Raw genomic sequence first — 22,294 nt, forward strand, 5'->3', positions numbered from 1 at the left:
ACCTTACTACTGAGCCGCGAACTCAAATTTCTATTTGATGCCTGTTCAAATAAGCCGGCAAAGGACTAAATCCACGGATAGGTCTAACCTAGTTGCGCCATAGTTCACCTTTGCCGGTGGTTATTTTAATTAATTTATTTAGAATTCTTTAGAATAAAAATATACCCAAACAGAATCGTATCACTGCAGAAGGACGGTTGATACCGTCTTTCGCTTTGATAAATATGAATTCTTATTTCTTGGAATTTTACTACGGCGTAAATCTAAAGGTTGTGTCTTTTCGACCAACCACCTACTGCTGTGTGATGTTATATCTCAATCTTAACACTTAAAAATTTCAATTATCATCTAATCATCTTAATTACATTTGTTCTTTTCGCCATAAACTAAAACAATCTCTATCTTGTGGCTTATTCATACTTGTTTCATCATATTCACCACAACGATGACAAACATTTTCTCTATAATCTGGATTTTCAAATTGAGCCCATATTGAAAAACAATCTGGACAATATGGTTTTTCGGGGTTGTAATCGATTCTTGTTTCACATCTTATACAATACCCTCTGATTTGCTTTTGATATTTTTGCTTGGCTTGTCCCGAAGTATTTGATTTAACTGGAGCTATTGTTTGCCGCTCAGATCTGGTTAAGTGAACAGGTTCTGCAGATTGCAATATAGATAAGGTTTCAGCAACGGCTTTATCAAAAAGGTCTTTATCTACATTACGATCAATCAAAACTCCCATTTCTCTATTCGTTTTCTCTGAAAATTCATACATGTTCATGGAAGTAATAACCATTTTATTTTCATTCAAATAACATTTCGCATGAAGATTTTGAAAATAAAACAGCTCAATATTCTTTAGTTCAGCAAGTGAATTTTTTTCATTTGGCTTAAGTTCATCCTTGCCGTAAATAATTTTAATAGCCACATTTTTATTTGAAGCATCTTTAAGTCGCTCGTAAAATGTTTTTGAAATTTGAAGATAAGGTGAAATTAAAACTAACTTGCTCTTTGCTTCAATAATAATATTTTCAATGTGGTAAGACGTACCATTTGTTGTTAAAAACTCTGCCATTTTAATTTAATAGGAATAATACTAAATATATTATAATTGTATATTAATGTCCTGATCTTCCAAGGATAGGTTTTAATTGATCATGCAAAATAGATTCCAACTGCTCCATGTATTTATCTTCATCAAGAGTAATTTCAGCAAACCATAAAGTTAAATGTAGAGGTAGATCTTTTTTCCAATGTTCCAAATGTAATGCGAATGTAGAAGGATTCGTCAAGCAAAGGTGACTTTTAAATCTGCTAGGGAAATTTGAGTTGGTTTTTCCTACATATAAAATATCACTATTGTTATTTTTACTATTAACAAGGGGTAACTTTACTTTCTTATTTTTCTTTTTTTTAGTGACAAGATCAATTATTTGAGTTGCTTTGTCTTTTGAATTGATTTTTATATAATAAATAATTTTTGAGTCTTTATTTATATTTACTTTGTCAAGTAGATTTTTAGCATATTCATCATCAATATCAATAGATGAAAATTCTACACTTTTAAATTCAGGCATCTCAAAAGATAAAAGATAATCAAGTTCTTCTTTTTTCTTTTGAATGTATTCAATTCGATATTTGATAAATTTATTTAAATCCATAATGATGCTTACTATTACGTTTTATCTTGAATCACCGTGGTTAGACCCGAACACGCACAAATGTATGATGTTAACATAAGTATTAGATCAATCATAATTTATTACAAAGTTCATTTCTTGACTCAATCTTTCAGTGAGTGGTATATATGCCACAGACCACAGTAAGATAAAATCAGCAATTTTGGTTAGCCGCTGTTAGGCTGTCGCACGATGAAATTACAATCCTATTTTTTCTAATACTATTAGTAGCTGTGTAATTTTTTCTTTACAATCATCGAAGAAATAGTTGTCCTTTATAATGTCGTTTTCCCACATATCAAGAGTCAAATTTGTATAGTAAGAATAAAAAGGCCACCAATTACTTTCTTTATAAGAACTAACATTTAAAGTTTCTAACTCTTGGTGAATTATTTTTATAGTTTCATCGGGAATCCTGTAAACATTGGGATTATTACATATCCCATAGAAACACCTGTTATTTTCAAAAGTAAATCCTATCCAATATTTTCCTTGCCAACTCAACTTTGTAAAATAAAAGTTTATAAATGATTCCCCACTGTTTTCAAAGTGATATTCCAATCCTTGTTGCCTTGCTAATTCTTCCATTTTAGGATTAAAGTACTTTTCAGAAAGGTAATCAAACGTTGCAGAGTAATTTTGTGAAATTACTTTTGCAGCACGCAGATTTTCTATTTTAGATAGAACTTCAGTGATTTCGGTTTTATTTTTCATATTCATATCTTGCTGTGTTAACTGCTTTAAATGATTGATATATTGAACTATTGTTTCTCTTACAATAGGATAGCGCGACGATATTGCCACGCACTCTTCTAGCCAGTTAATTATATGATCTTTATATGAAATTGATAAATAAGATATTCCTTCTCCGCTTTGTAAAGACGCCTGATCTCCAAATAATGTGAGATACATTATTTGGTAGCCATTTCTATACATTTGAGCATACTTGTCATATCTTTTTAATTGTTCAGGTTGATCCTTTGCATAAATTTTATTTTCTATGATTATCGCATTACGCTGATTGTCCTCGATCAGAATATCGATGCGTCCATGTCGTGTTGAATGTTCGGTACGGATTCTCGCACTTTCAAAATTAAAATTTTTAATTGAAAAAAAATCGCCGAGCGATTCAATAAAACACTTTAATAAATTCGACTTTAATCCATGTGTTCCAATGGGGTTTAAAAACTCAGAAATAATCGCAGAATGGGTATTTTCATAATGATTAACCCCACATATCTGAAACATATTAAACCGCCCACCAGTAGCATCTAAAATTTCTGTATTTTTTTTATTTATAATTGTTACTTGATTAAGCAAGTTTTCTATATTCATACAATTATCATTTGATGAAAAATTAACTATCAGTTTAACATTATATTTGTTACTGTATTTAAAGTAAGAATTTCAAAGAAACAGAGTAGACAAATTGCTACGGAAATTCATATTCTATTTTACCATCAGAATTCCGCAGGAATTGGGCGGAGTATGAAAGAGCTCAACTATTTTCTTACAAACGAACCGCTATAAATTGTATGTATTGTTATGTGCTTTCCTTTGTTTTTATTCTATCACCTGTTAATACCAATTATAGTGTCTAAAGGTGTCCATGTTATGTAATTATTTTCTGTCAAATACTCCTCTGATTTAGATTGTAACTCAGTTGAAATTTTCTTCTCCTCTTCAGTCATATCTGGTTTGAAAATTTCCATAATTCCTTTTCTCGTATAGTGAACCAAATGATTCTCTTCAATTCTAATTGTCCCTGCATTTATACTACTTCCGTCTGTAAGAGTTAAAATAGGAGTGTCATTAAATTTAAGTTTTGCTACTATGTCAGGGTTTATATAACCAGTAATTTCTTTTTTGAAATTAGGCCTTTCACCAAGTAGAGGTTTCTCAATTTCTTCAGTTGTTTTCCTTTCAAAGGTGGGTTTTGCTCCAAGTTTAGGTTTTTGGATGGCAGGTTCATTGTAAATTTCCCTTAGTAGATCAACATAGCTATTTTCAAAATTTACATTGTTTCTTGTATCAATGTGAATAAACTGTTGCATAAACGTAGGAATACTTTCTTCTTGACTTCCTGCCCTCAAAACAGGAATTACTTTTTCATTATCAGTTTGATTATTGTATAAATCAGAGTTCATAATTGAATACTCATAGCCAACTCCACCTACTCTTTTATCAGCTTTTAATTTATAATTAGGAGTAAAGACAATAATTATCCTTTCTGATTTTTCTATTGATTGCTCAACAAAATGAGGAAGATTTTTTCCAGCTTTCAAATAAAATCTGTCAAGTATTACATCTATTCCGTCTGAGCATAAACGATTTGCCAAATTTAAAACCCATTCCTTATGTTGTTCGTCATCCCAAGAGTAGGAAATAAAAACTATAGGGTTTCCCGATTTTCCTTTTTTTACCTCAGAATTTTCAATAACTTCTTTCCTTATAATTGGCTTTCCTAAAAGTTCTTCAATCTTTTCAACTTGATCTGGTTTATGAGGTTTTAATATTTCAAGAATTCGGTTAACAATTTTTAATCGCATTTCTTCCTTCATTTCCAGAAGAATGTCGTAGTAGAAAATTTTCCTGCTTGTACTTTTTCCTTCTTGATTACGTAGTTCAATGAATTGTGTGTAGTCGGGAAAGTAAGGTTCAAACTCTCTTACCGTATTAATGAACCTTGGTCCAGAATAATATGTAGCCGTGTCCCCTTGTATATTTATCAGTTCAAATAGTCGGTTATATATTTCAATCCAATTCATCGTTATATTTGTTGGTCGTTGAAGTTTTAAATCTTCGTCTTTTATTTTTAGTTGTTCAAATTTATTGATTGTTGCTTTACAAATTTCCTCATCAGGAAAATGCCTTGCATAATTAATCGCCTCAGTTAACGGCTTACGTTTTACAAGTTCAATGATTAGAGTTCGATAATTATGATTGGCGAGTAGGTAAAATTTCCCGTGGGAAAGAATATATAAAGTATCTAGATTATCTTCAATCTCCTTTTGTTCAATTGGGTAGTCACTAACTTTCTTAAAAAACTCTTGCTCAAAAATCATTGCTGCTTGTTGCAACAATGTGTCGTTTGAGATATCCTTTTTATCAGTGTAAAGCAAATCTAAAATGTCAGTCCATTGCTCCTTGAAAATGAGTTGATATATATTTTCTTGGTCTAGCATTTTTTATTTTTTATTTTTTATTTCTATCTGTTTAAAGTTAGTTCTGATCGACGTCTTCATAGTGTTGCCCAAAACGGTTAGTATAAGAATAATAGCTGACTGCGAGTGACTTACCTGTCAAATTACAAGAAAGGTGAAACGGCCTACAGCCCTTGATTTTACTAATGAACTGGCTATTATTTTCATACATTGTTGTACACCATTTTATTTTAAAATTTGAGATTGAAATCATCTATCAAATCTATAATTACATCTGATGGGTCTATCTTTTTGTGTTTCCTTAAAAGCATCTCTTTTAAATCTTCATTACTTAAAAAGAGAATTAGTTTATTCTTTTCTATGAAAATATCCTTCCTCTTTTCTAATCCACTTCTATTTGGTGCTTTTTTGCTACATACAATTCCAAAGCGCCCAATAGTCTTTTTTAAATAATCGTCAACTTGAAGTAATACTTGTTTATCTATTTCATTACCATTTTCAGAATAATTCTTAAATTCAAAAACAATATACTTCGCGTCATAATCGTCTCGAATAAATTTCCAATTTTCATTGCTATTACGATTTGGAAATATGGCGTCTCTAATATCAATTCCAGATTCTCTTCTAGATTGAATTCTAGGTTTACCAAGAGGAGGAACAAAAAGATAATTCAAAATATCTAAGCAAATATCTTCATATGTTTTCCATCCAGGTTTTCCTTCTGGGCATTCATCTAATCGTTTTATCAGAACTTGTATTTTCGCTAATTCTTTATCTATTAACTTTAAGGATTTTTTTCTTATCGGTGTGCTTTTGGTAAAATACTTTTCAACTAAATCAGGATACAGAAATAATTTTTGTATTAACTGATGACCTTCCCAAACAGTGATATTGGGTGCTGAATTCATTATAAATTCTCTTGAAGAATTAGTAAGTTCCGAACTTGTAATTAAAAGAACCTTATTGACTTTCTCAACCAATGCAACTGCATATAGTTTTCTTAGTAAATCAATTGATATTTTACTTTTATAGAATTTTGATTCAATGATTATTTTTTCTTCGACACCAAGAACATTTGTAGTCTTTGCAATAAAATCATATCCTCCATCTCTAATTGGTGGAGTCCTTTGAAGATTGAATCCTTCCAATTTCAATAAATCATAAGTTAAATCTTCAAATTTTTGGGGACTAAATTCAAACCAATCTTGAAATTCAAAATCTACTTTATTTTCTTGTAAAAGTGTCTTCTTTAATAATTCAAGTCCTTGTTCTCGATTAGTAGAAAAATCAGCGTATAAATATCCTGCTAAATCAGAAGGAACTTCAGAATCATCTATTTTTATTGGTATAATCTTTACTCCCTTATTTATTGCATTCAGAAGTAATGCAGAATTCAATTCATATTTTACCCAGCTTGAATTTTTAGAAGAATTACTAAGTACAACAATAAAAGTACTACTGGATTGAATACCAGTAGTTATTTTATTTTTAATACTATCTCCAAGGTTTATTTCTTGTTGGTCAAACCATATATCAAGTCCTAAATCTTTAAGATTATTTTTTAGCCATTCAACAAATTTCTTGTCTTCATGGGAATAGCTTATGAATACTTTCTGGTTCATTGTTTCTTATATGGTACAACGATGTTGCTGGTAATTGGGTCAAATGTTAATGCTTATCAGTTTCCAAACCACTACTAAAAGCATGCCTTAATATAAAATAATTCATGCGGTTTTAACGCACTAACGTTTCCTAAAAACTGAACTTAAACTAATTACTAGCTATTGTTAGCAGTAGTGATTTTCATAAATTATTAGAAGTAGTGATTTGAAGTGCTTTCTTTCTTTCTGAAACATTAAGTGTTTTTAGTATTTCGTACAAGTTCACTACATCCTTAATTTCGGATTCATATTGGCCATTCTTAATCTGAGCATCCCAGTAACGTGCTTCATCAGTAATCTTCAACCATGAAATTACGTTAGGATAATCAGTTGACATATCGAGACCATCTTTTGAGTTCTGAACTATTTCAAACTCTTTTGTCTCCCTTAAATAATCATACCATGTGAATTTTTTAGGATCAATTTTGGAAACTACTTCAATCGATGATTTAAACTTCTTAATTTCATAAAGTCTAAAAACTCTGCTATAGAATTTTGCCCCACCCATTACTTTATCTGCAATTTCAATTTCAGCAACTGCTTCCTGGGGTTTAAGTTGTTTGTAAATATTTTCAACAAGCTCTTCTGTCTTTCTGTTGATTAAAGTCAAATTATCTAGCGTTTGATTGACAATTTGTTGGTCATTTGATTTAGAACGATTGCTTAAAAAATCATACATAAGTCCAGCCCATTGTTTGCCCAAGTGGTCTTTAATTTGATTAACAAATTCAAATGCATAGTAACTATTATTAAAATCTGAAAGCCTTACCTTGTCAATAAATTCAAAAATCTTTACAGCATATTCTTGTTTTTCGATTGAAGGAAAATTGATTTTTTTTATCAATGCTTTATTATGCTTGTTCTTCTGATATACTCGATGGTCTTCGTACACCTCTCGTTGAATGAAAGTGAATATTGGTATTTTTTTTATTTTAGCTGCCTCATATTCGGCATTTGTTATAGATTTTGAAGTGTCAAATTTATAACTGCCTCCAAAGCGTCCACCAATTATTAAAATGAATAATTGGCAATTTTCCAGTTCATTCAAACAACTTTCATGGGTATGTAAGTCTGGATGAAAAAACACATCTCCCTTTTCACTTAATATCGGTTCATAATAATATGATTTAATAAATTCAAATAGAGAATCTCTAATTTGAATTAAGTCATAACAGGTTGAGCTAACAAAAACTTTTGGAATTGCCATTTTTATATTTATAGTAATTAATGCTAACTAGTTGATATATGCACCCAAGTGCTACTAACTTCCCCAATTTGGTACAATAGCATTACATCAAGTGCATGTATATTTCATATACCGCTACAGTATTCAGATGAAATTATTTTTATCACTATTGAATGTAAAAGTCAATTAACAAAAATATATTCCCTTCAAAAGTAGCTTGCGGAAACTAAATATACAGTTTAAAATAAGAATCAAAAAATATGTAAAGCCCATTTAGGAATTAAATGAAAGGCGTAAAGCTATTTTAGGAATTCGAATAAACCTGTAAAGCATATACAGGAATAATCTGCTGCCTGTAACCCTTTTTCAGCACAAAATCCTCCCAATAATGTACCAGTTAAGTATGGCTGAAGTATGAGGGAAGTATGAAGGTAGTATGCCGATAGTATGAGAACAGTATGAACATAGTATGAGGTATGTATGAGCAGTGTATGAACCTAGTATGAACCATGTATGCACATAGTATGGTATTAGGCAGGGATTTGTATGGGATAAGTATCAAGTATGTATAGGAACAGTACGAAAATATATGAGGCACAAGCGAATGCTTGCGCCAGCGAGTATGATCAATAACAAGAAAAGCAGTCAAAGACTTCAAAAATAGAAGGCACAAGTCCCGCTGCGCTAAGACTTGCGCCAGAGCAGTATGGCTGAAGTATGCGTTAAGTATTAGGTAAGTATGAATTTCGTATGACAAGTGTATGGAAGTACCCGATCATTAGTATGGAACTACCATGTTAATAAGTATCAGATCAGTATTAAATGAGTATGGAATGTATATCGTGATACACATATCAAATAGGTATAAGAGCATTATGAAGACAGTATAAAAGCAAAATGCACAACATGAGCCTGCCTGCATAGCCCATGGCTTTAGCCGTGGGAAATAATCGAATGCATATTGGAACATTAAATTAGGCACAAGCGAATGCTTGCGCCAGCGAAGTCGGCATCAGAGAAATCATTTTAATCAGATGAATCAGCGGTTCAGACAAAAAAAAGACGCGATAAATCGCGTCTCTACAAATATGACCTACTGCCCTTTTCGCCTTAGGCTTTAGGCTTTCAGCTTTTAGCAATCTCTTGTAAGCGTACCGTTACCGCATTCTTATGCGCATCCAGCATCTCCGCAGCAGCCATGGTCTCAATCACCGGACCAATTTTCTGCAATCCTTCTTTTGTAATCTTCTGGAATGTTACCTTACGGATAAATGAATCTAAAGACACGCCTGCGTAGGCTGTAGCGTATCCATTCGTTGGCAAGGTGTGATTTGTACCCGATGCATAATCCCCTGCGGATTCGGGCGTATATGGACCAATAAACACCGAACCTGCATTTACCACTTTCGCAACCAATGCATCTAAGTCTTCAACCTGCAAGATCAAGTGTTCCGGAGCATAGAGATTGATCATCTCCATGGCTTCGTTCATGTCTTTTACCAAAAATGCTTTGCTGTTGTCCAGTGCTTTTGCAGCAAGATCTTTGCGTGACAACTTTGCAAGTTGTGCTGCAACTTCCGTCTGCACACGATTGATAAAGTCTTCGCTGTCGCTCACCAGCACAACCTGACTGTCTGCACCGTGTTCAGCCTGCGATAATAGATCGGCTGCAACAAATGCTGCATTGGCATTCTTATCCGCTACAACAGCAACTTCAGAGGGACCAGCCGGCATATCTATTGCCACACCGTATTTTGTTACCAATTGTTTGGCCGTAGTTACATACTGATTCCCCGGACCGAAGATCTTATATACCTTCGGAACCGAAGCCGTACCAAATGCCATCGCTGCAATGCCTTGCGCACCGCCTGCTTTCACAATAGTTTTAATGCCTAATAAATGTGCTGTATATAAAATGGCAGGGTGAATTTTTCCTTCTTTATTCGGTGGTGTACACAATACCAATTGCGAACAACCGGCAATGGTTGCTGGCACACCCAACATCAAGATCGTTGAGAACAACGGCGCCGTTCCACCCGGAATATACAAACCTACTTTTTCGATCGGTAAGCTCTTTCTCCAGCAATTCACACCCGGCATCGTCTCTACACGGATCTCCGCTTCTTTCTGTGCCGTGTGAAACTTCTCAATATTATTCTTCGCAACCTGAATCGCTGCTTTTAATTCTTCTGAAACCAATCCTTGTGCTTCTGCAATCTCTGCATCTGTTGCCAACAAAGACTTCGGTGCAGCACCATCAAACTTCAAAGCAAAATCGATCAAGGCTGCATCGCCCCGCTCCTGCACTTCTTTCAAAATAGCAAGCACACGTCCCTCCAACTCTACCGCTTCCATTACAGGGCGCTTAAGTAGGCTTGACCAATCAGCTGTTGCAGGATATTTATAGACGATCATCTTTAAGTAATAAGTTTTAAGTAATACGTTTTAAGAATGCGTATCGTGAGGCTAACATGTTAATCGAATGTTTCGTTCTCACTGGCGCCAGTCTTCAGACTGGTGTCTAGCATTCCGTAGTCTTTGACTACATTATTTATAATTAAGAATCGCAGTCAAAGACTGCAAAATAAAAGACACTAGTCCCGCTGCGCTAAGACTTGCGCCAGAGTCGATGCTAACAAGTAATATGTTTTAAGTTCTATGTTTTAAGAAGTGCTTATCGTAAACTTAACATGTAACTTTTATCTTTTGTCTCTATGCAATAGTGTTTTAAAAAGAATAAGTTTTAAAACAGCCTAACGACATCTTAAAACTTATTACTTAGAACTTAAAACTTAATCTACGATATCTTAAAACTTATTACTTAAAACGTAAAACTTAATTCACGATATCTTAAAACTTATTACTTAGAACTTAAAACTTAATAAACTTACTTCACGATCTTTTCAATCGGCAGTACCAGAATTCCTTCTGCACCTGCTTCTTTTAATTTGCTTAAGATCTCCCAGAAATCACTTTCCTTCACTACAGAGTGTAACGAGCTCCAGCCTTTTTCTGCCAATGGCATTACAGTCGGACTTTTAACACCCGGTAATAAATTCGTAACCGTTTTGATCGCGTGATCCGGAACATTCAACATGATGTACTTTGTTTTCTCTGCATTTTTAACTGCAGAAATACGGAACATCAATTCATCTAAGATCGCTTGTTTGTCTGCGCTTAACTGCGGACAAGCAGCCAATATTGCCTGAGAGCGGAATACAACTTCCGTTTCTTTTAACCCATTGCTGATTAATGTACTTCCTGAACTAACAATATCACAGATCGCATCTGCCAGACCAATACCCGGAGCAATCTCTACCGAACCACTGATCTCATGAATACTTGCTTTGATATTATTCTCAAACAAATAATCCGATAAGATGTTCGGATACGATGTTGCTATGCGCATACCGTTCAGGCTTTCTTTGCCTGTAAATTCCATTCCCTTCGGAACACCAATAGACAAACGGCAGGTAGAGAATCCAAGCTGACGAACCGTTGTTAATTTCTTGCGTGTTTCAACCGCAACATTTTCACCTACAATACCTATATCGGCAACGCCATCGGCTACATAGCCCGGAATATCATCGTCTCTTAAAAATAGAACTTCAATTGGAAAATTATGTGCAACTGATTTAAGGGTGCCACCACCACTACTGAATTCGATACCACATTCTTTAATTAATTTGATTGATTCTTCACTCAATCTTCCCGACTTCTGGATTGCCAGACGTAAAACAGTTGACATAGTTTTTGTTTATCTTTGAAATACCGACAAATATCGCATAATTCTGTTTATTTATAAAGTAAAAACATAGTTTATCCCTTGCCTCTCATTTCATCCACATACAAACGTCCGTTATTCCTTCCGAATAAACACCTTGAAACCATTTACCCTGCGTTATTCAGACCTGATGCTCAGGTACTAGCAGAACATGAACGTCTGGAGTTGCCAGATGGTGACTTTCTGGATCTGGATTGGTACAGACAAGGATCGGATAAGCTCTTCATTCTCTCTCACGGACTCGAAGGCAGCTCACAGAGCAGCTACCTCCGCTGGATGGTGAAACGTTTATTGGCTGAAGGCTGGGACGTACTGGCCTGGAACTTCAGAGGCTGCAGTCCTGCACCAAACCGCTTACTACGGTTTTATCACAGCGGCGAGTCCAACGACCTGCGATTGCTATTAAATCTGGCTGTATACCCTGGATCTTATCAACAATTTGTCTTAGTTGGCTTTAGTATGGGCGGAAACGTTACATTAAAGTACCTGGGAGAACAGAAAAACGACCTGGATCCGCGCTTAAAATGTGCCGTTACGTTCTCCGTCCCCTGCGATCTGGCTTCGGGTGCAGTACATCTGGCCAAATGGCAAAGCCGGGTGTATATGGCGCGCTTTATGAAATCATTGAAGGTAAAAATACAGGAGAAAGCTACACGTTATCCACAACTTAATACCAGCAAACTAAAAGATATCCACACATTCCTGGTATTCGATGAAATGTATACTGCTCCCTTGCATGGCTTTAAAAGTGCTCAGGAATATTGGAGATTAAACAGCAGCCGCTTTTTTATTCCGGATATAAAGCTCCCTACGCTATTAATAACAGCAGCAAACGATCCTTTTTTAACTCCTGAGTGTTATCCCATTGAAGAAGCCAAACAGATGGATACTTTCTTTCTGGAAATTCCGGAAACCGGAGGACATTGCGGCTTTTCACAATTTAATAATACCGGCTTTTATTGGTCGGAAGAAAGATGCGTTGAATTTGTTCAACAATATCTCTAACTTGCAAGTATATGTGTGGTCGTTTTTCAATAGCAAAAAGTAAAGAAGAAATCGCAAAGCGGTTCAATGTAAGTGCACCGGCTAATTTTAAGCCCCGTTACAACATTGCGCCTTTGCAGCAATTGCCCGTTATCACGAGCAGAAATCCCAATGAAATCAGTTTCATGCGCTGGGGCTTGATCCCAAGCTGGTCGCTGGATGCATCTACTGCAGCCAACATGATCAATGCACGTGGCGAAACCATCACATCAAAAGTTCCCTTCAAACATTGCATCAAAGATCAGCGTTGCATCATTCCTGCAGATGGTTTTTATGAATGGAAAAAAGAAGGCAAAGCAAAAGTACCATTCCGCTTTACTCTAAGCAGCGAAGAATTATTTTGCTTCGCAGGCTTATGGGATTCCTGGGAAAATCAGGATACAGGCGAGATTTTAAATACCGTTACCATTATTACAACGGAAGCAAATAAATTGGTAAGCGAAATTCATGAGCGTATGCCTGTGATGCTGCGCAAAGATCTGGAACGTTTATGGATCTCTGAAAGCATTACCGACAGTCAGATCAGCAGCTTACTAAAACCATACGATCCGCAAAGCATGTTGTCGTACAAGGCACACAAAGCTGTAAACGCTGCTGCCAACGATTCTCCGGATTGCCTGCTTCAAGCGCCTAAAATTTATCCGGGCGAGACTTTCTCTTTATTCGATTAGTACATGGCTGATATAAAATTACCCCTTCCCTTCATTACACAAATGGAAGGCTTATTGGGTAATGACTATGCTACGTTTGAACAGGCATTGCTACAGCCTTCCAGACGCAGTATCCGTGTGCATCCGCACAAATGGAACAACTCCCTTTCTCTAACACCTGTCCCTTGGAACAAGCAAGGCTATTGGCTTGACGAAGAAGCTACGGTAACGTACGACCCACTCTTTCATGCCGGTGCATACTATGTGCAGGAAGCTAGCTCTATGTTTTTAGCTCCTCTCTTAGAAGCTTGTATCAAAGACAAAGAAGAACTTACTGTACTGGATCTGTGTGCCGCACCTGGTGGCAAATCAACATTGATCTGTGATGTATTGAACGAACAGCATTTGCTGGTAAGCAATGAAGTGATCAAAACGCGTGTCCACATTTTAGATGAGAATTTATTAAAGTGGGGTTACAACAATGTCATCGTTACGCATAATGATCCAGCCGACTTTGACCGACTGGGTACCTTCTTTGACATCATTGTTGTAGATGCGCCATGTTCGGGCGAAGGCATGTTCCGTAAGGATCCTGCTGCCATGAACGAATGGGACGAAGCACACGTAGACTTGTGCTGCAGCAGACAAAAACGCATCTTAAGTGACATCTGGCAGGCATTAAAACCCGGAGGAATAATTATCTATTCAACTTGCACCTTCAATCGCAAAGAGAACGAAGACAACATGCGTTGGATGCAGGAACAATACCAGGCTGAAGGTGTAGAATTAACCATTCCTTCCTTTGAAGGCATTGAAACCGGAAATGAAAACGGAATCAACTTTTATCGTTTCTATCCGCATAAAGTTACAGGCGAAGGCTTCTTTGCATCTGTGATCCGTAAACCGGAAACAGCGGAATGGACCAATCATACGGGCAAGCGCGAGAAGTGGACGAAAGACCGCAAAGCACAGCAAAAACAAGTGATCCCGGAGATCACTAAAAATATATTAACGAAAGAAGACACCTACGTTTTTTTACATAAAGAAGAATTCCGTTGTTTCTCCGAAACATTTAAAGATGCCTTGGAACAGATCAGCATGTGTTTGAAAATATTCCGTGCGGGTACACCGCTTGGTATTTTAAAAGGAAAAGATTTTTTGCCGGATAGTGCTGTGGCCGTTTCCATTCATTTGAACAAAGAACTGTTTACCTCCATTGAGCTCAGTTACGACGAAGCAATCAAGTATCTAAGCAAAGAGGAATTTGTGTTAGAGCAGGAATCCAAAGGCTGGAACATCATGTGCTATCAAGGCGTGCCGCTGGGATGGATCAAAGCCATGCCCAATAGATTCAACAATTATTTCCCTTCCGAATGGCGCATTAGAAACCAATGGAACGGCGAGAGTAAAAGGTTTAGGATTGGGGAGTAAGCGTTTGATATCTTGGGGCGATGCCCCAAGTTTTAGTATTTCAGGCTTTCAGCCTGAGCATTCTACATGAAAACAGCTCTTCCGGATTTGTAATCCGGAAGCCAGATAAAAAGGATTTGCAATCCACTTTTAGAGGCATAATAATCAAATATGCTCCGCAATAAATTGCGTCTCTACTGCTTTTATATATTTTTTTCGCTACATTCATCTATGCACATCTTTGTATACGGCACATTAAAAAAGGCCTATAAGGACCTGAATACATTCACCTCTGTATTTCATTCAAATACAGAATGGCTGTGTCATGCAGTTGTTAAAGGTGACATGTATTTAAAGGATTGGTATCCTGCATTACGCCTTGGCGGAGACAATCTTGTCTTTGGTGAGATCTACCGCATCAACTCTCCTGTCTTACTTGAAACGATCGATCAATACGAAGATGCAATCACACAGGATGAATATGCGATCAAATTAAAACATCTCGTACCTATAACATCAGACTATGTACGCAGGCATATCCGCATCGATGATATGGAATGTTGGGTCTATGAATACCTTGGTGAAGTAAGTGAACGTATGCATATTAAAAGTGGTGTGTTTGAGATGAGATAGTTTTCCAGTTACTAGGTGCTAGTTACGAGACAAAAAGGTATAGAGTAAAAAGTACGGAGTACTAAGTACAAATCGACTTTGAGATTCTGAATTAAAATAAAAGAGTCAGAGACCCTACTTAATTATACATCTGTAGAGCGCTGCGCTAACTCTACGGATAGAAACGGAATAGAAACAGTAGTTGTTAGAGAAACGATTATCCCAGCGGGATAAGATATCTGTAGAAAAACACCTACCCTAAAAATAAACGCACGGAGCTCCGTCAAGGAGCGACTATAATTTTACGATGTAATCAATTGAAAAAATCATTTTTTCTCTTTCAACAAAATCTCAATCTGAAGCTCTGTTAATGCATTCAGATGTTCAATTAACATTCCTGATGTTATTAATTTAAGTTTTAATTTGTAAGGCATTGAGTCTGTTTTTAACAATGCTATATCTTCACTCCAACGCATTTGATCTACTCGATCCAGGCTCCCTTTTATATAACCATCTTCATTCATTCCACCATGCTGATCAATTATATTTAATTTTATTGAGGCTATCTTATTCACAATAGACAAATCCACTAAACTATCCTTTTTTGCTTTCTTATATAAACTGTATTCAATTTTATTGAGGCTTATATATTGCTCATTGAGTTCTGTAACATATTCTTTTTTATTAACTGTATCTGGCTGGTATCCGCCCATAAAAATCAAAATGGGTAATGCCAATACAATGACTTCAAAAAGAAAAGTTGTTTGTAATACCTTTCTATTTAATATCAGATACAAGATCGAAAGGATCAACGCTATCACAGAGACTGCAACAGTCTGAACAAAGATAGGTCCGAAAAATGGCCAATGCATGATAGAAAATAAAGAAAGAATACTGATACAGACAAATGTAATTTGCATCATTAGTAATAATGGGTATTGAAGCACCAGTACATCTGTATATTGCTCTTTTTCTTTATTAAAAATAGAAATATAGTAAAGAGCTATAATAGGCTGAATAAAACAAAGTACCAGTCTTCCGAATGGTTTCGTAGCAGGAAATAAATACAAACCAAAACCTATTGCTAAAAAGACAAAAAATAATATCTGAAGTAATTTCTTATTATTCATATTCAAAGATTATTAATTAAAAAACATTAAAACAAAAAATGCCAGTCTTTCAACGGACACTTTTGTTTGAATAAACTACTGAAATATTCTAACACAAAATTGCATCACCGATTCGAAATTCGGATTTACATATAGAGGCCGGGCAGTATAAAGGATTTTAGCTCTATGACCTTCTACGATTGAACGATTAATCAAAGTTAAATCATGCGCATAATGATGTGCAATATCGGCATTTCCGTAAGCATCAGTTGTTGCATCTGTCGCCATGTATAATTCCGGATCATTACTATCAATTAAATTATATAAACTTAAATTATTTATTTTTGAATTGTGATATATTTCAAAAACATTCGTAGTCCCATAATAGTCTAAAGAAGAATTTATTAAAAATTCTTTACCAGTTGAAGAGTTATAAAAATTATTATAATCTCCAGTACTAGGTGCATTCACAGAAAATACATTCGTCCCCCATTCAGTAATATTCAATGTTGACTGAGTATTTAATGCAACAATACCTTTAATGGTAATTCCTGAAATGGCACCATTTTGTAAACCTAGCCAAAGTGAGGCGCTAGCTCCAGCAGAATAACCCATTACTATGATTTTGTTCGGATCGATATTATATTTTACTGCATTATCTCTCATATATTCAACAAATGCTTTACAATCATTCAAACAATCCTTAATCCTTAAGTTATCATCAGAAGGATCAGCAGCATTACCTAACACACGATAATTAGCTCCGGCATAAGCAAATCCATTATTCTCTAAATATTTTACTGTAATTAAATCTTTAAATACGGGCCCGATATTCAATGGCAAGTCAAATTGTTTTTTATCACCATATTTAAAAAAACCGCCATGAAATGTAATTATTAAAGGTCTAGGTGCACCATAAGGGTAACATCTAATGAAAAATTCGTTGTGCTTATTCGGAGTAGGATTATTGGGATTAGGATAATTCCCCCATATTGAATCGCTAAGCGTACCTGTTCTTAAATTTATATTTGACGGGCTCGATGGATTAGATATTCCAGTTGGTTTAGGTAATATCGGATCACTTTTTTTATTTGTACAGGACAGAAAAAGTAAAATTGCAACGATAAATAATAGACTGTTTTTTTTCATTTAGTATTTGAATTAAAAGTTAAAATATAGCTTAAGAGTTCATTAAAATATCATATATAAAAATGCCCGTCTCGCAACGGGCATTTTTATATATGATATTTTCTAATAACTATTGAAATTTACGAATACAAAATTGTATGGCATTTTCAGAAGGGTCATAATAATAATAATTATTATTATAAGTAGAATTAATGTATGCGATCCTAGCTTTCAATCCTCTGTTTGACGCTCTTACTTTTAATGCTAATACATGCGCATAACTATGAACGATTTCTTTATTACCATCATAAAAACACGCCAACAGCAATTCCGGATCAGAACTATCAATCATCCCTAAAAAATTTAAATTATTCGCATCAGAATATTCATTAATTTTAGTGACATCGTTTGTACCATACATCAGTTTATAATATTGATTTTGATTATAACCGCCAAAATTCGCATCTGGGTTATAAGGGTTATAATACTTGTCAAAAACAGCAGTCTGTCCGGTCGGAATAAATACTTTGTCTCTCCAGGTTGGAATATTTAATGTAGCCTGCGGACTCATTGCAATAATACCCTTTATATTATTCGCATAATTTTTAGTATTATCCAGTCCCAACCAAAGTGAGGCCGAAGCACCTCCCGATGTACCTAACAAAATAATTTTATTGGGATTAATATTATATTGCTCAGCATGTGCAATTATATAGTCTAAGAAATCCTTACAATCCTGTAAGGTATTTTTGGCTGAAAGATTTGATAATGTACCATCTGCATTTTTCACCTTTTTATTGCTATTCATGAATGTATATTCGATACTCGCCAAAGCATAGCCTTGTTCATTTAATTGTTCTAGCGTTATAACATCATATGGATTGCTAACTGCTGGATTGCTACCAGCTACTGCATTTGGTACGGTAACCGGAATTTCAAATGGATATCCTCCTATAAACCCTCCCCCATGGATTGCAATGATGAGTGGCGTAGGTTCAGACTTGGATTTGGGAAAATATCGGATCGTAAAACCATTATCCGGCATATTTAGAAAAGCCGAAGTATTTCTTCTATCGGGTATATAAACAGCTGGGTCGTAAGTAGTCGTTCTTGTATAAGTACCCTGAGTCTCCATTATAGCATCAGCGTTGCTTAAACGAAGATTCGCATTTGTCTTTGTTTGTGTTGTTCCTGACTTAGGCAATGCAGCATCATCATTTTTCTTTGTGCACGATGCAAAAAACAAAATTGTTGTACTTAATAATACATAACAGATATTCTTTTTCATTTGGTATTTTGAATTAAAAGTTAAAATATAGCTTAAAGAAGTATAAAATATAAAAACAAAAATGCCCGTCTCTCCACGGGCATTTTCTATATAATTATATTAATTAGATAGCTTCCATGATCAAACCTGCAGCACCTAACAAACCTGCATCGTTCTCTAACGTAGCTTTACCGATATACATATCATCTGTATAATAGGTTGGCAAATGCTGTAACATTGCTTTTTTCAAGTTTGGAACAAAATAATCAAAGGCACCTGAGATACCGCCACCTAATAAGATGTTATTGATATCCATTACACGTACAATGTTTACAAGACTTTCACCAATGATTGTACCGATATCGTTCCACACAGCAATAGCCAATGCATCTCCTTTAGACACATGATCCGCAATTACTTTAGGCGACAATTCTGCTTCTTTATGTAAACTGCTTTTCTTTGCAGTATCTAATGCAAGCTGTTCTTTTGTATATGCGATCAGGTGATTGATACCAACCTGATTTTCTAAGGACTTCCCTCTTGTTGTAAGCATGTGTCCAACCTCTGTACCGTTACCACGGCCGCCGAGAAACAACTTGCCGCTCATCATCACACCGGAACCAACTCCTGTACCCAATGCCAGCAATAAAAATGTTTGCATACGCTGTTTGTTCGAACCGAAATAATATTCTCCCAACGCAGCGCACTTCGCATCGTTTTCAATTTTAAAATGGATCTGAGGAAATTCAGAACGAAGGATCTCAACAATCGGTACATTAACGATCGATGGAATGTTTGGCAACAATACTACTTTCGTTCTATCCAATGAAAGCAAGCCCGGCCAGCCGATACCAACACCTTTTACAACCGGATATTTTTTTAAATACTCTCCGATTTCTTTTTTCATGGATTCAACAAAACCAATTCCGTTCACCCAATCAGCCGTCATAAAACGGGTCGCGTGCTGGATCTCACCTTCAGGAGTAACCAAACCAAATTTTACCGAAGTTCCGCCAACATCAATTCCTAAAATCATTTGCTTATTATTTTGTTCTTTACTCATTCAATTTGTTCTTGTAAAATCACTTCAATAAGAACGTGCTATTTTTCAGCATTCTAAAATAGGAAATTCTATTTGAATTAGAAACTCTAAATAAAAGTAGAACCGGATTCTACTTAAAGTTCTTCCTGCGCCTCCTTTGAAATCGGCTCTTTAAGCGTCAGTTTTAACCAGATCAAACCTATCATGGCTGCTGTAAGCGATGAAAGCATGATCGTAATTTTAGAACCGGAAATAATAGCATGGTCGTCAAAGGCAAGCAGGGTAATGAAGATCGACATCGTAAAACCGATGCCTCCCAAACAGGCAACTGCTAGTATCTGCATCCATTTCAAGTCTTTAGGTATGGAACAAATACCTGTCCATACAGCAATGGCACAGAACAATGTAATACCAAGGGGTTTACCCACAACCAATCCTAAGAAAATACCGATACTGTTTGAACTCAACAACGCTTCAGTCCAGTTGTTATCAATAAGGATGCAGGTATTGGCCAATGCAAAAACGGGAAGAATAATAAACGCTACCGGTTTACTTAAAAAGTGTTCTAGTTTTATAGAAATAGAGTCCGGATCTCCTTTTCCAAATGGAATTACAAAAGCCAGAATAACTCCTGTAATGGTTGCATGCACACCCGAGTGCAGCATGAAATACCACATACCCACACCACCCAATAGATAGGGCCATAGTACATTTACATTGCGTCGATTCAGTATAAAGAGAATTCCTAAAATAGCTCCGGCAATACCAAGATTCATGAGATCAATTCCTTTAGAATAGAAGATTGCAATGGTAAAGATTGCACCAAGATCATCAATCACTGCCAGTGCTGTAAGAAATACTTTCAATGAAAGCGGTACTCTGTTTCCCAATAAAGATAATATCCCAACAGCAAAAGCAATATCGGTAGCCATTGGAATTCCTGATCCCGATTGAAATGGAGTACCCACGTTAAAGAACATATGAATGCCTGCGGGCACAAGCATACCACCCAAGGCTGCAACAATTGGAAGCAGCGCTTTTTTAAAGTTTGAAAGTTCACCCGCATACACTTCGCGCTCCAGTTCTAAACCAATTAACAAAAAGAAGATGGTCATTAAACCATCATTCACATAATGTTCTATAGTATGTGATCCGATAGAAATTTCCCAAAAACCGATGTATGTATGTCCCAGCGAAGAATTAGCAAGCACTAAGGAAACAATCGTAGCAAGAATCAATACAATACCTCCTGCCTTTTCATTTTCAAGGAAGTTCTTATACATTTGAGTAACTTTCATCAGTTCGTAATTATTCGTTTGAAGGAATAGAAATATCTAAGGGCCAAACAAAAATAGAAAGTTCTGTACAGGTATCTCATAAAAGATGCGATATTTCAGATAAAATATCATAAATACGCTGCTATTCAACCGATTAATTTATAAGATTTATACGCATGCCAGCATTCCGCTTACATATTTTGAATGAACGTTTTACAACGGAAGAAATTCTTTTATGGAATGGCATACATGCAAATAGCTATACGGCTGAAACCCTTACCTATTGCAAGCTGTGGCTGGAAGGCAAACAAGAGTTTGAATTAAAAACATCCGGTTCGACAGGAACACCTAAAATCATACACATTCAGCGCAGTCAGATCGAAGCAAGCGCCACAGCTACCTTACATTTTTTTAATCTGCAGCCGGGCGACGCCGTATGTTGTCCATTGAGCATTCATGTCATCGGCGGACAAATGATGCTGTATCGCAGTATGATCGGCGGCTTGGATCTGTATGTGATTCCGCCGAGTAAACAGTTAGATGATTTAGATACTACGATTGACTATGCGTTTATGCCGATTGCTGCACTACAGTTGTTTGAGGTATTAACACACCAGCCGGAAAAAATAGCTGTACTCAATAAACTAAAACATTTGCTGATCGGCGGAAGCACAATCACCGATGCACTGTTCAAACAAATACAGCATTCGCTAAGCTGTGCTGTATGGCAATCGTATGGCATGACCGAAACCGTTTCGCATATTGCCCTGCGCAGCATTCATCCTGTAACAGCGGAATCATATACTTTGCTGGAACATATTGAAGCAGGCATTGATGAGCGTTCATGCCTTAAGATCAAAGCTGCAGTGAGTAACAATGAATGGATCCAAACCAATGATTGTGTAGAGCTGTTAGACGATAGACATTTTATATTTCAGGGAAGAATGGATTTCACTGTAAATTCCGGAGGTGTTAAAATTCAGGTTGAGCCGATTGAAAAAATAATCGATGTGTTGTTTTCAGAATTAGATATTCATGCTGCCTTCTTTGTGGGCGGAGTTGCAGACAATGCATTAGGTGACCGATTAATTTTAGCTGTAGATCGCATTGCCATCGATTCAGCGCAACACGATTATCTATTCAAAAAATTAAGCGAAGTACTGCCCAGATACCACGTTCCTAAAGATATTCATACCATTGTATTCGAGTATACCCCTTCAGGAAAAATCGACAGAAAAAAATCACTGCAAAAAATAAAGGGATAGATTTATAAAA

18 protein-coding genes are annotated in these 22,294 nt (G+C 35.8%); 5 read left to right on the forward strand and 13 right to left on the reverse strand.

Annotation, left to right across the window (positions count from 1 at the left end; all coding sequences use genetic code 11):
* Positions 1–361: 361 nt before the first annotated feature.
* From A3EE_RS20655 to hisG, 8 genes are all read right to left on the reverse strand, one after another.
* Entirely contained in the window at positions 362–1,081 is a 720-nt protein-coding gene (locus tag A3EE_RS20655) for a phospholipase D family protein (protein WP_018343894.1), read from the reverse strand.
* A gap of 43 nt (positions 1,082–1,124) precedes the next feature.
* Positions 1,125–1,667, reverse strand: coding sequence for a GIY-YIG nuclease family protein (locus A3EE_RS0113080; RefSeq protein ID WP_018343895.1), 543 nt, complete (start codon positions 1,665–1,667; stop codon positions 1,125–1,127).
* 216 nt (positions 1,668–1,883) lie between these two features.
* Complete coding sequence (locus A3EE_RS0113085; RefSeq protein WP_018343896.1) at positions 1,884–3,020, reverse strand: PDDEXK-like family protein; 1,137 nt, start codon at positions 3,018–3,020, stop codon at positions 1,884–1,886.
* 236 nt (positions 3,021–3,256) lie between these two features.
* Entirely contained in the window at positions 3,257–4,870 is a 1,614-nt protein-coding gene (locus A3EE_RS21450) for a toll/interleukin-1 receptor domain-containing protein (protein ID WP_018343897.1), read from the reverse strand.
* 209 nt (positions 4,871–5,079) lie between these two features.
* Positions 5,080–6,471: a TIR domain-containing protein gene (locus tag A3EE_RS21455; protein ID WP_018343898.1), complete on the reverse strand. Its 1,392-nt coding sequence runs from the start codon at positions 6,469–6,471 to the stop codon at positions 5,080–5,082.
* Between the two features lie 181 nt (positions 6,472–6,652).
* Positions 6,653–7,717, reverse strand: a complete 1,065-nt coding sequence (locus A3EE_RS20670; RefSeq protein WP_018343899.1) for a DUF4062 domain-containing protein — start codon at positions 7,715–7,717, stop codon at positions 6,653–6,655.
* A 1,104-nt stretch (positions 7,718–8,821) separates the two neighbouring features.
* Entirely contained in the window at positions 8,822–10,111 is a 1,290-nt protein-coding gene (hisD, locus tag A3EE_RS0113105) for a histidinol dehydrogenase (RefSeq protein WP_018343900.1), read from the reverse strand.
* A gap of 472 nt (positions 10,112–10,583) precedes the next feature.
* Positions 10,584–11,444 (reverse strand): ATP phosphoribosyltransferase, encoded by an 861-nt coding sequence (hisG, locus tag A3EE_RS0113110; protein ID WP_018343901.1) that lies wholly within the window; start codon positions 11,442–11,444, stop codon positions 10,584–10,586.
* A 78-nt stretch (positions 11,445–11,522) separates the two neighbouring features.
* On the opposite strand from hisG, the gene A3EE_RS0113115 reads away from it, so the two are divergent.
* From A3EE_RS0113115 to A3EE_RS0113130, 4 genes are all read left to right on the forward strand, one after another.
* Entirely contained in the window at positions 11,523–12,485 is a 963-nt protein-coding gene (locus A3EE_RS0113115; RefSeq protein ID WP_018343902.1) for a YheT family hydrolase, read from the forward strand.
* A gap of 11 nt (positions 12,486–12,496) precedes the next feature.
* Positions 12,497–13,195: an SOS response-associated peptidase gene (locus tag A3EE_RS0113120; RefSeq protein ID WP_018343903.1), complete on the forward strand. Its 699-nt coding sequence runs from the start codon at positions 12,497–12,499 to the stop codon at positions 13,193–13,195.
* Between the two features lie 3 nt (positions 13,196–13,198).
* Positions 13,199–14,605, forward strand: a complete 1,407-nt coding sequence (locus A3EE_RS0113125; RefSeq protein WP_018343904.1) for a methyltransferase RsmF C-terminal domain-like protein — start codon at positions 13,199–13,201, stop codon at positions 14,603–14,605.
* Positions 14,606–14,815: 210 nt separating this feature from the next.
* Positions 14,816–15,217, forward strand: coding sequence for a gamma-glutamylcyclotransferase family protein (locus tag A3EE_RS0113130; RefSeq protein WP_018343905.1), 402 nt, complete (start codon positions 14,816–14,818; stop codon positions 15,215–15,217).
* Between the two features lie 305 nt (positions 15,218–15,522).
* Here the strand turns inward: A3EE_RS0113130 and A3EE_RS0113135 are convergent, their stop codons facing one another.
* The 5 genes from A3EE_RS0113135 to nhaA all read right to left on the reverse strand — a co-directional run bounded on the left by A3EE_RS0113135 (position 15,523) and on the right by nhaA (position 21,040).
* Positions 15,523–16,326: a hypothetical protein gene (locus tag A3EE_RS0113135; RefSeq protein ID WP_018343906.1), complete on the reverse strand. Its 804-nt coding sequence runs from the start codon at positions 16,324–16,326 to the stop codon at positions 15,523–15,525.
* Positions 16,327–16,401: 75 nt separating this feature from the next.
* The gene (locus A3EE_RS0113140; protein ID WP_018343907.1) at positions 16,402–17,454 is read right to left on the reverse strand and encodes an alpha/beta hydrolase; all 1,053 of its coding nucleotides are present in this window, start codon (positions 17,452–17,454) and stop codon (positions 16,402–16,404) included.
* A 109-nt stretch (positions 17,455–17,563) separates the two neighbouring features.
* The gene (locus A3EE_RS0113145) at positions 17,564–18,721 is read right to left on the reverse strand and encodes an alpha/beta hydrolase (RefSeq protein ID WP_018343908.1); all 1,158 of its coding nucleotides are present in this window, start codon (positions 18,719–18,721) and stop codon (positions 17,564–17,566) included.
* A gap of 103 nt (positions 18,722–18,824) precedes the next feature.
* Entirely contained in the window at positions 18,825–19,763 is a 939-nt protein-coding gene (locus A3EE_RS0113150; RefSeq protein WP_018343909.1) for an ROK family protein, read from the reverse strand.
* Positions 19,764–19,876: 113 nt separating this feature from the next.
* Positions 19,877–21,040, reverse strand: coding sequence for a Na+/H+ antiporter NhaA (nhaA, locus tag A3EE_RS0113155; protein ID WP_018343910.1), 1,164 nt, complete (start codon positions 21,038–21,040; stop codon positions 19,877–19,879).
* Between the two features lie 155 nt (positions 21,041–21,195).
* Between nhaA and A3EE_RS0113160 the strand changes: the two genes are divergently transcribed.
* A complete protein-coding gene (locus A3EE_RS0113160) occupies positions 21,196–22,284 on the forward strand; it encodes an AMP-binding protein (RefSeq protein WP_018343911.1) in 1,089 nt (362 codons plus the stop codon).
* The last annotated feature ends 10 nt before the right edge of the window (positions 22,285–22,294 follow it).

The sequence above is a fragment of the Cytophaga aurantiaca DSM 3654 genome, from assembly GCF_000379725.1.
Taxonomy (GTDB): domain Bacteria; phylum Bacteroidota; class Bacteroidia; order Cytophagales; family Cytophagaceae; genus Cytophaga; species Cytophaga aurantiaca.

Coding starts and splice junctions, on each gene's coding strand:
- A3EE_RS20655 (WP_018343894.1), bottom strand. CDS start 1,081: ATGGCAGAGTTTTTAACAACAAATGGTACGTCTTACCACATTGAAAAT.
- A3EE_RS0113080 (WP_018343895.1), bottom strand. CDS start 1,667: ATGGATTTAAATAAATTTATCAAATATCGAATTGAATACATTCAAAAG.
- A3EE_RS0113085 (WP_018343896.1), bottom strand. CDS start 3,020: ATGAATATAGAAAACTTGCTTAATCAAGTAACAATTATAAATAAAAAA.
- A3EE_RS21450 (WP_018343897.1), bottom strand. CDS start 4,870: ATGCTAGACCAAGAAAATATATATCAACTCATTTTCAAGGAGCAATGG.
- A3EE_RS21455 (WP_018343898.1), bottom strand. CDS start 6,471: ATGAACCAGAAAGTATTCATAAGCTATTCCCATGAAGACAAGAAATTT.
- A3EE_RS20670 (WP_018343899.1), bottom strand. CDS start 7,717: ATGGCAATTCCAAAAGTTTTTGTTAGCTCAACCTGTTATGACTTAATT.
- hisD (WP_018343900.1), bottom strand. CDS start 10,111: ATGATCGTCTATAAATATCCTGCAACAGCTGATTGGTCAAGCCTACTT.
- hisG (WP_018343901.1), bottom strand. CDS start 11,444: ATGTCAACTGTTTTACGTCTGGCAATCCAGAAGTCGGGAAGATTGAGT.
- A3EE_RS0113120 (WP_018343903.1), top strand. CDS start 12,497: ATGTGTGGTCGTTTTTCAATAGCAAAAAGTAAAGAAGAAATCGCAAAG.
- A3EE_RS0113125 (WP_018343904.1), top strand. CDS start 13,199: ATGGCTGATATAAAATTACCCCTTCCCTTCATTACACAAATGGAAGGC.
- A3EE_RS0113130 (WP_018343905.1), top strand. CDS start 14,816: ATGCACATCTTTGTATACGGCACATTAAAAAAGGCCTATAAGGACCTG.
- A3EE_RS0113135 (WP_018343906.1), bottom strand. CDS start 16,326: ATGAATAATAAGAAATTACTTCAGATATTATTTTTTGTCTTTTTAGCA.
- A3EE_RS0113140 (WP_018343907.1), bottom strand. CDS start 17,454: ATGAAAAAAAACAGTCTATTATTTATCGTTGCAATTTTACTTTTTCTG.
- A3EE_RS0113145 (WP_018343908.1), bottom strand. CDS start 18,721: ATGAAAAAGAATATCTGTTATGTATTATTAAGTACAACAATTTTGTTT.
- A3EE_RS0113150 (WP_018343909.1), bottom strand. CDS start 19,763: ATGAGTAAAGAACAAAATAATAAGCAAATGATTTTAGGAATTGATGTT.
- nhaA (WP_018343910.1), bottom strand. CDS start 21,040: ATGAAAGTTACTCAAATGTATAAGAACTTCCTTGAAAATGAAAAGGCA.
- A3EE_RS0113160 (WP_018343911.1), top strand. CDS start 21,196: ATGCCAGCATTCCGCTTACATATTTTGAATGAACGTTTTACAACGGAA.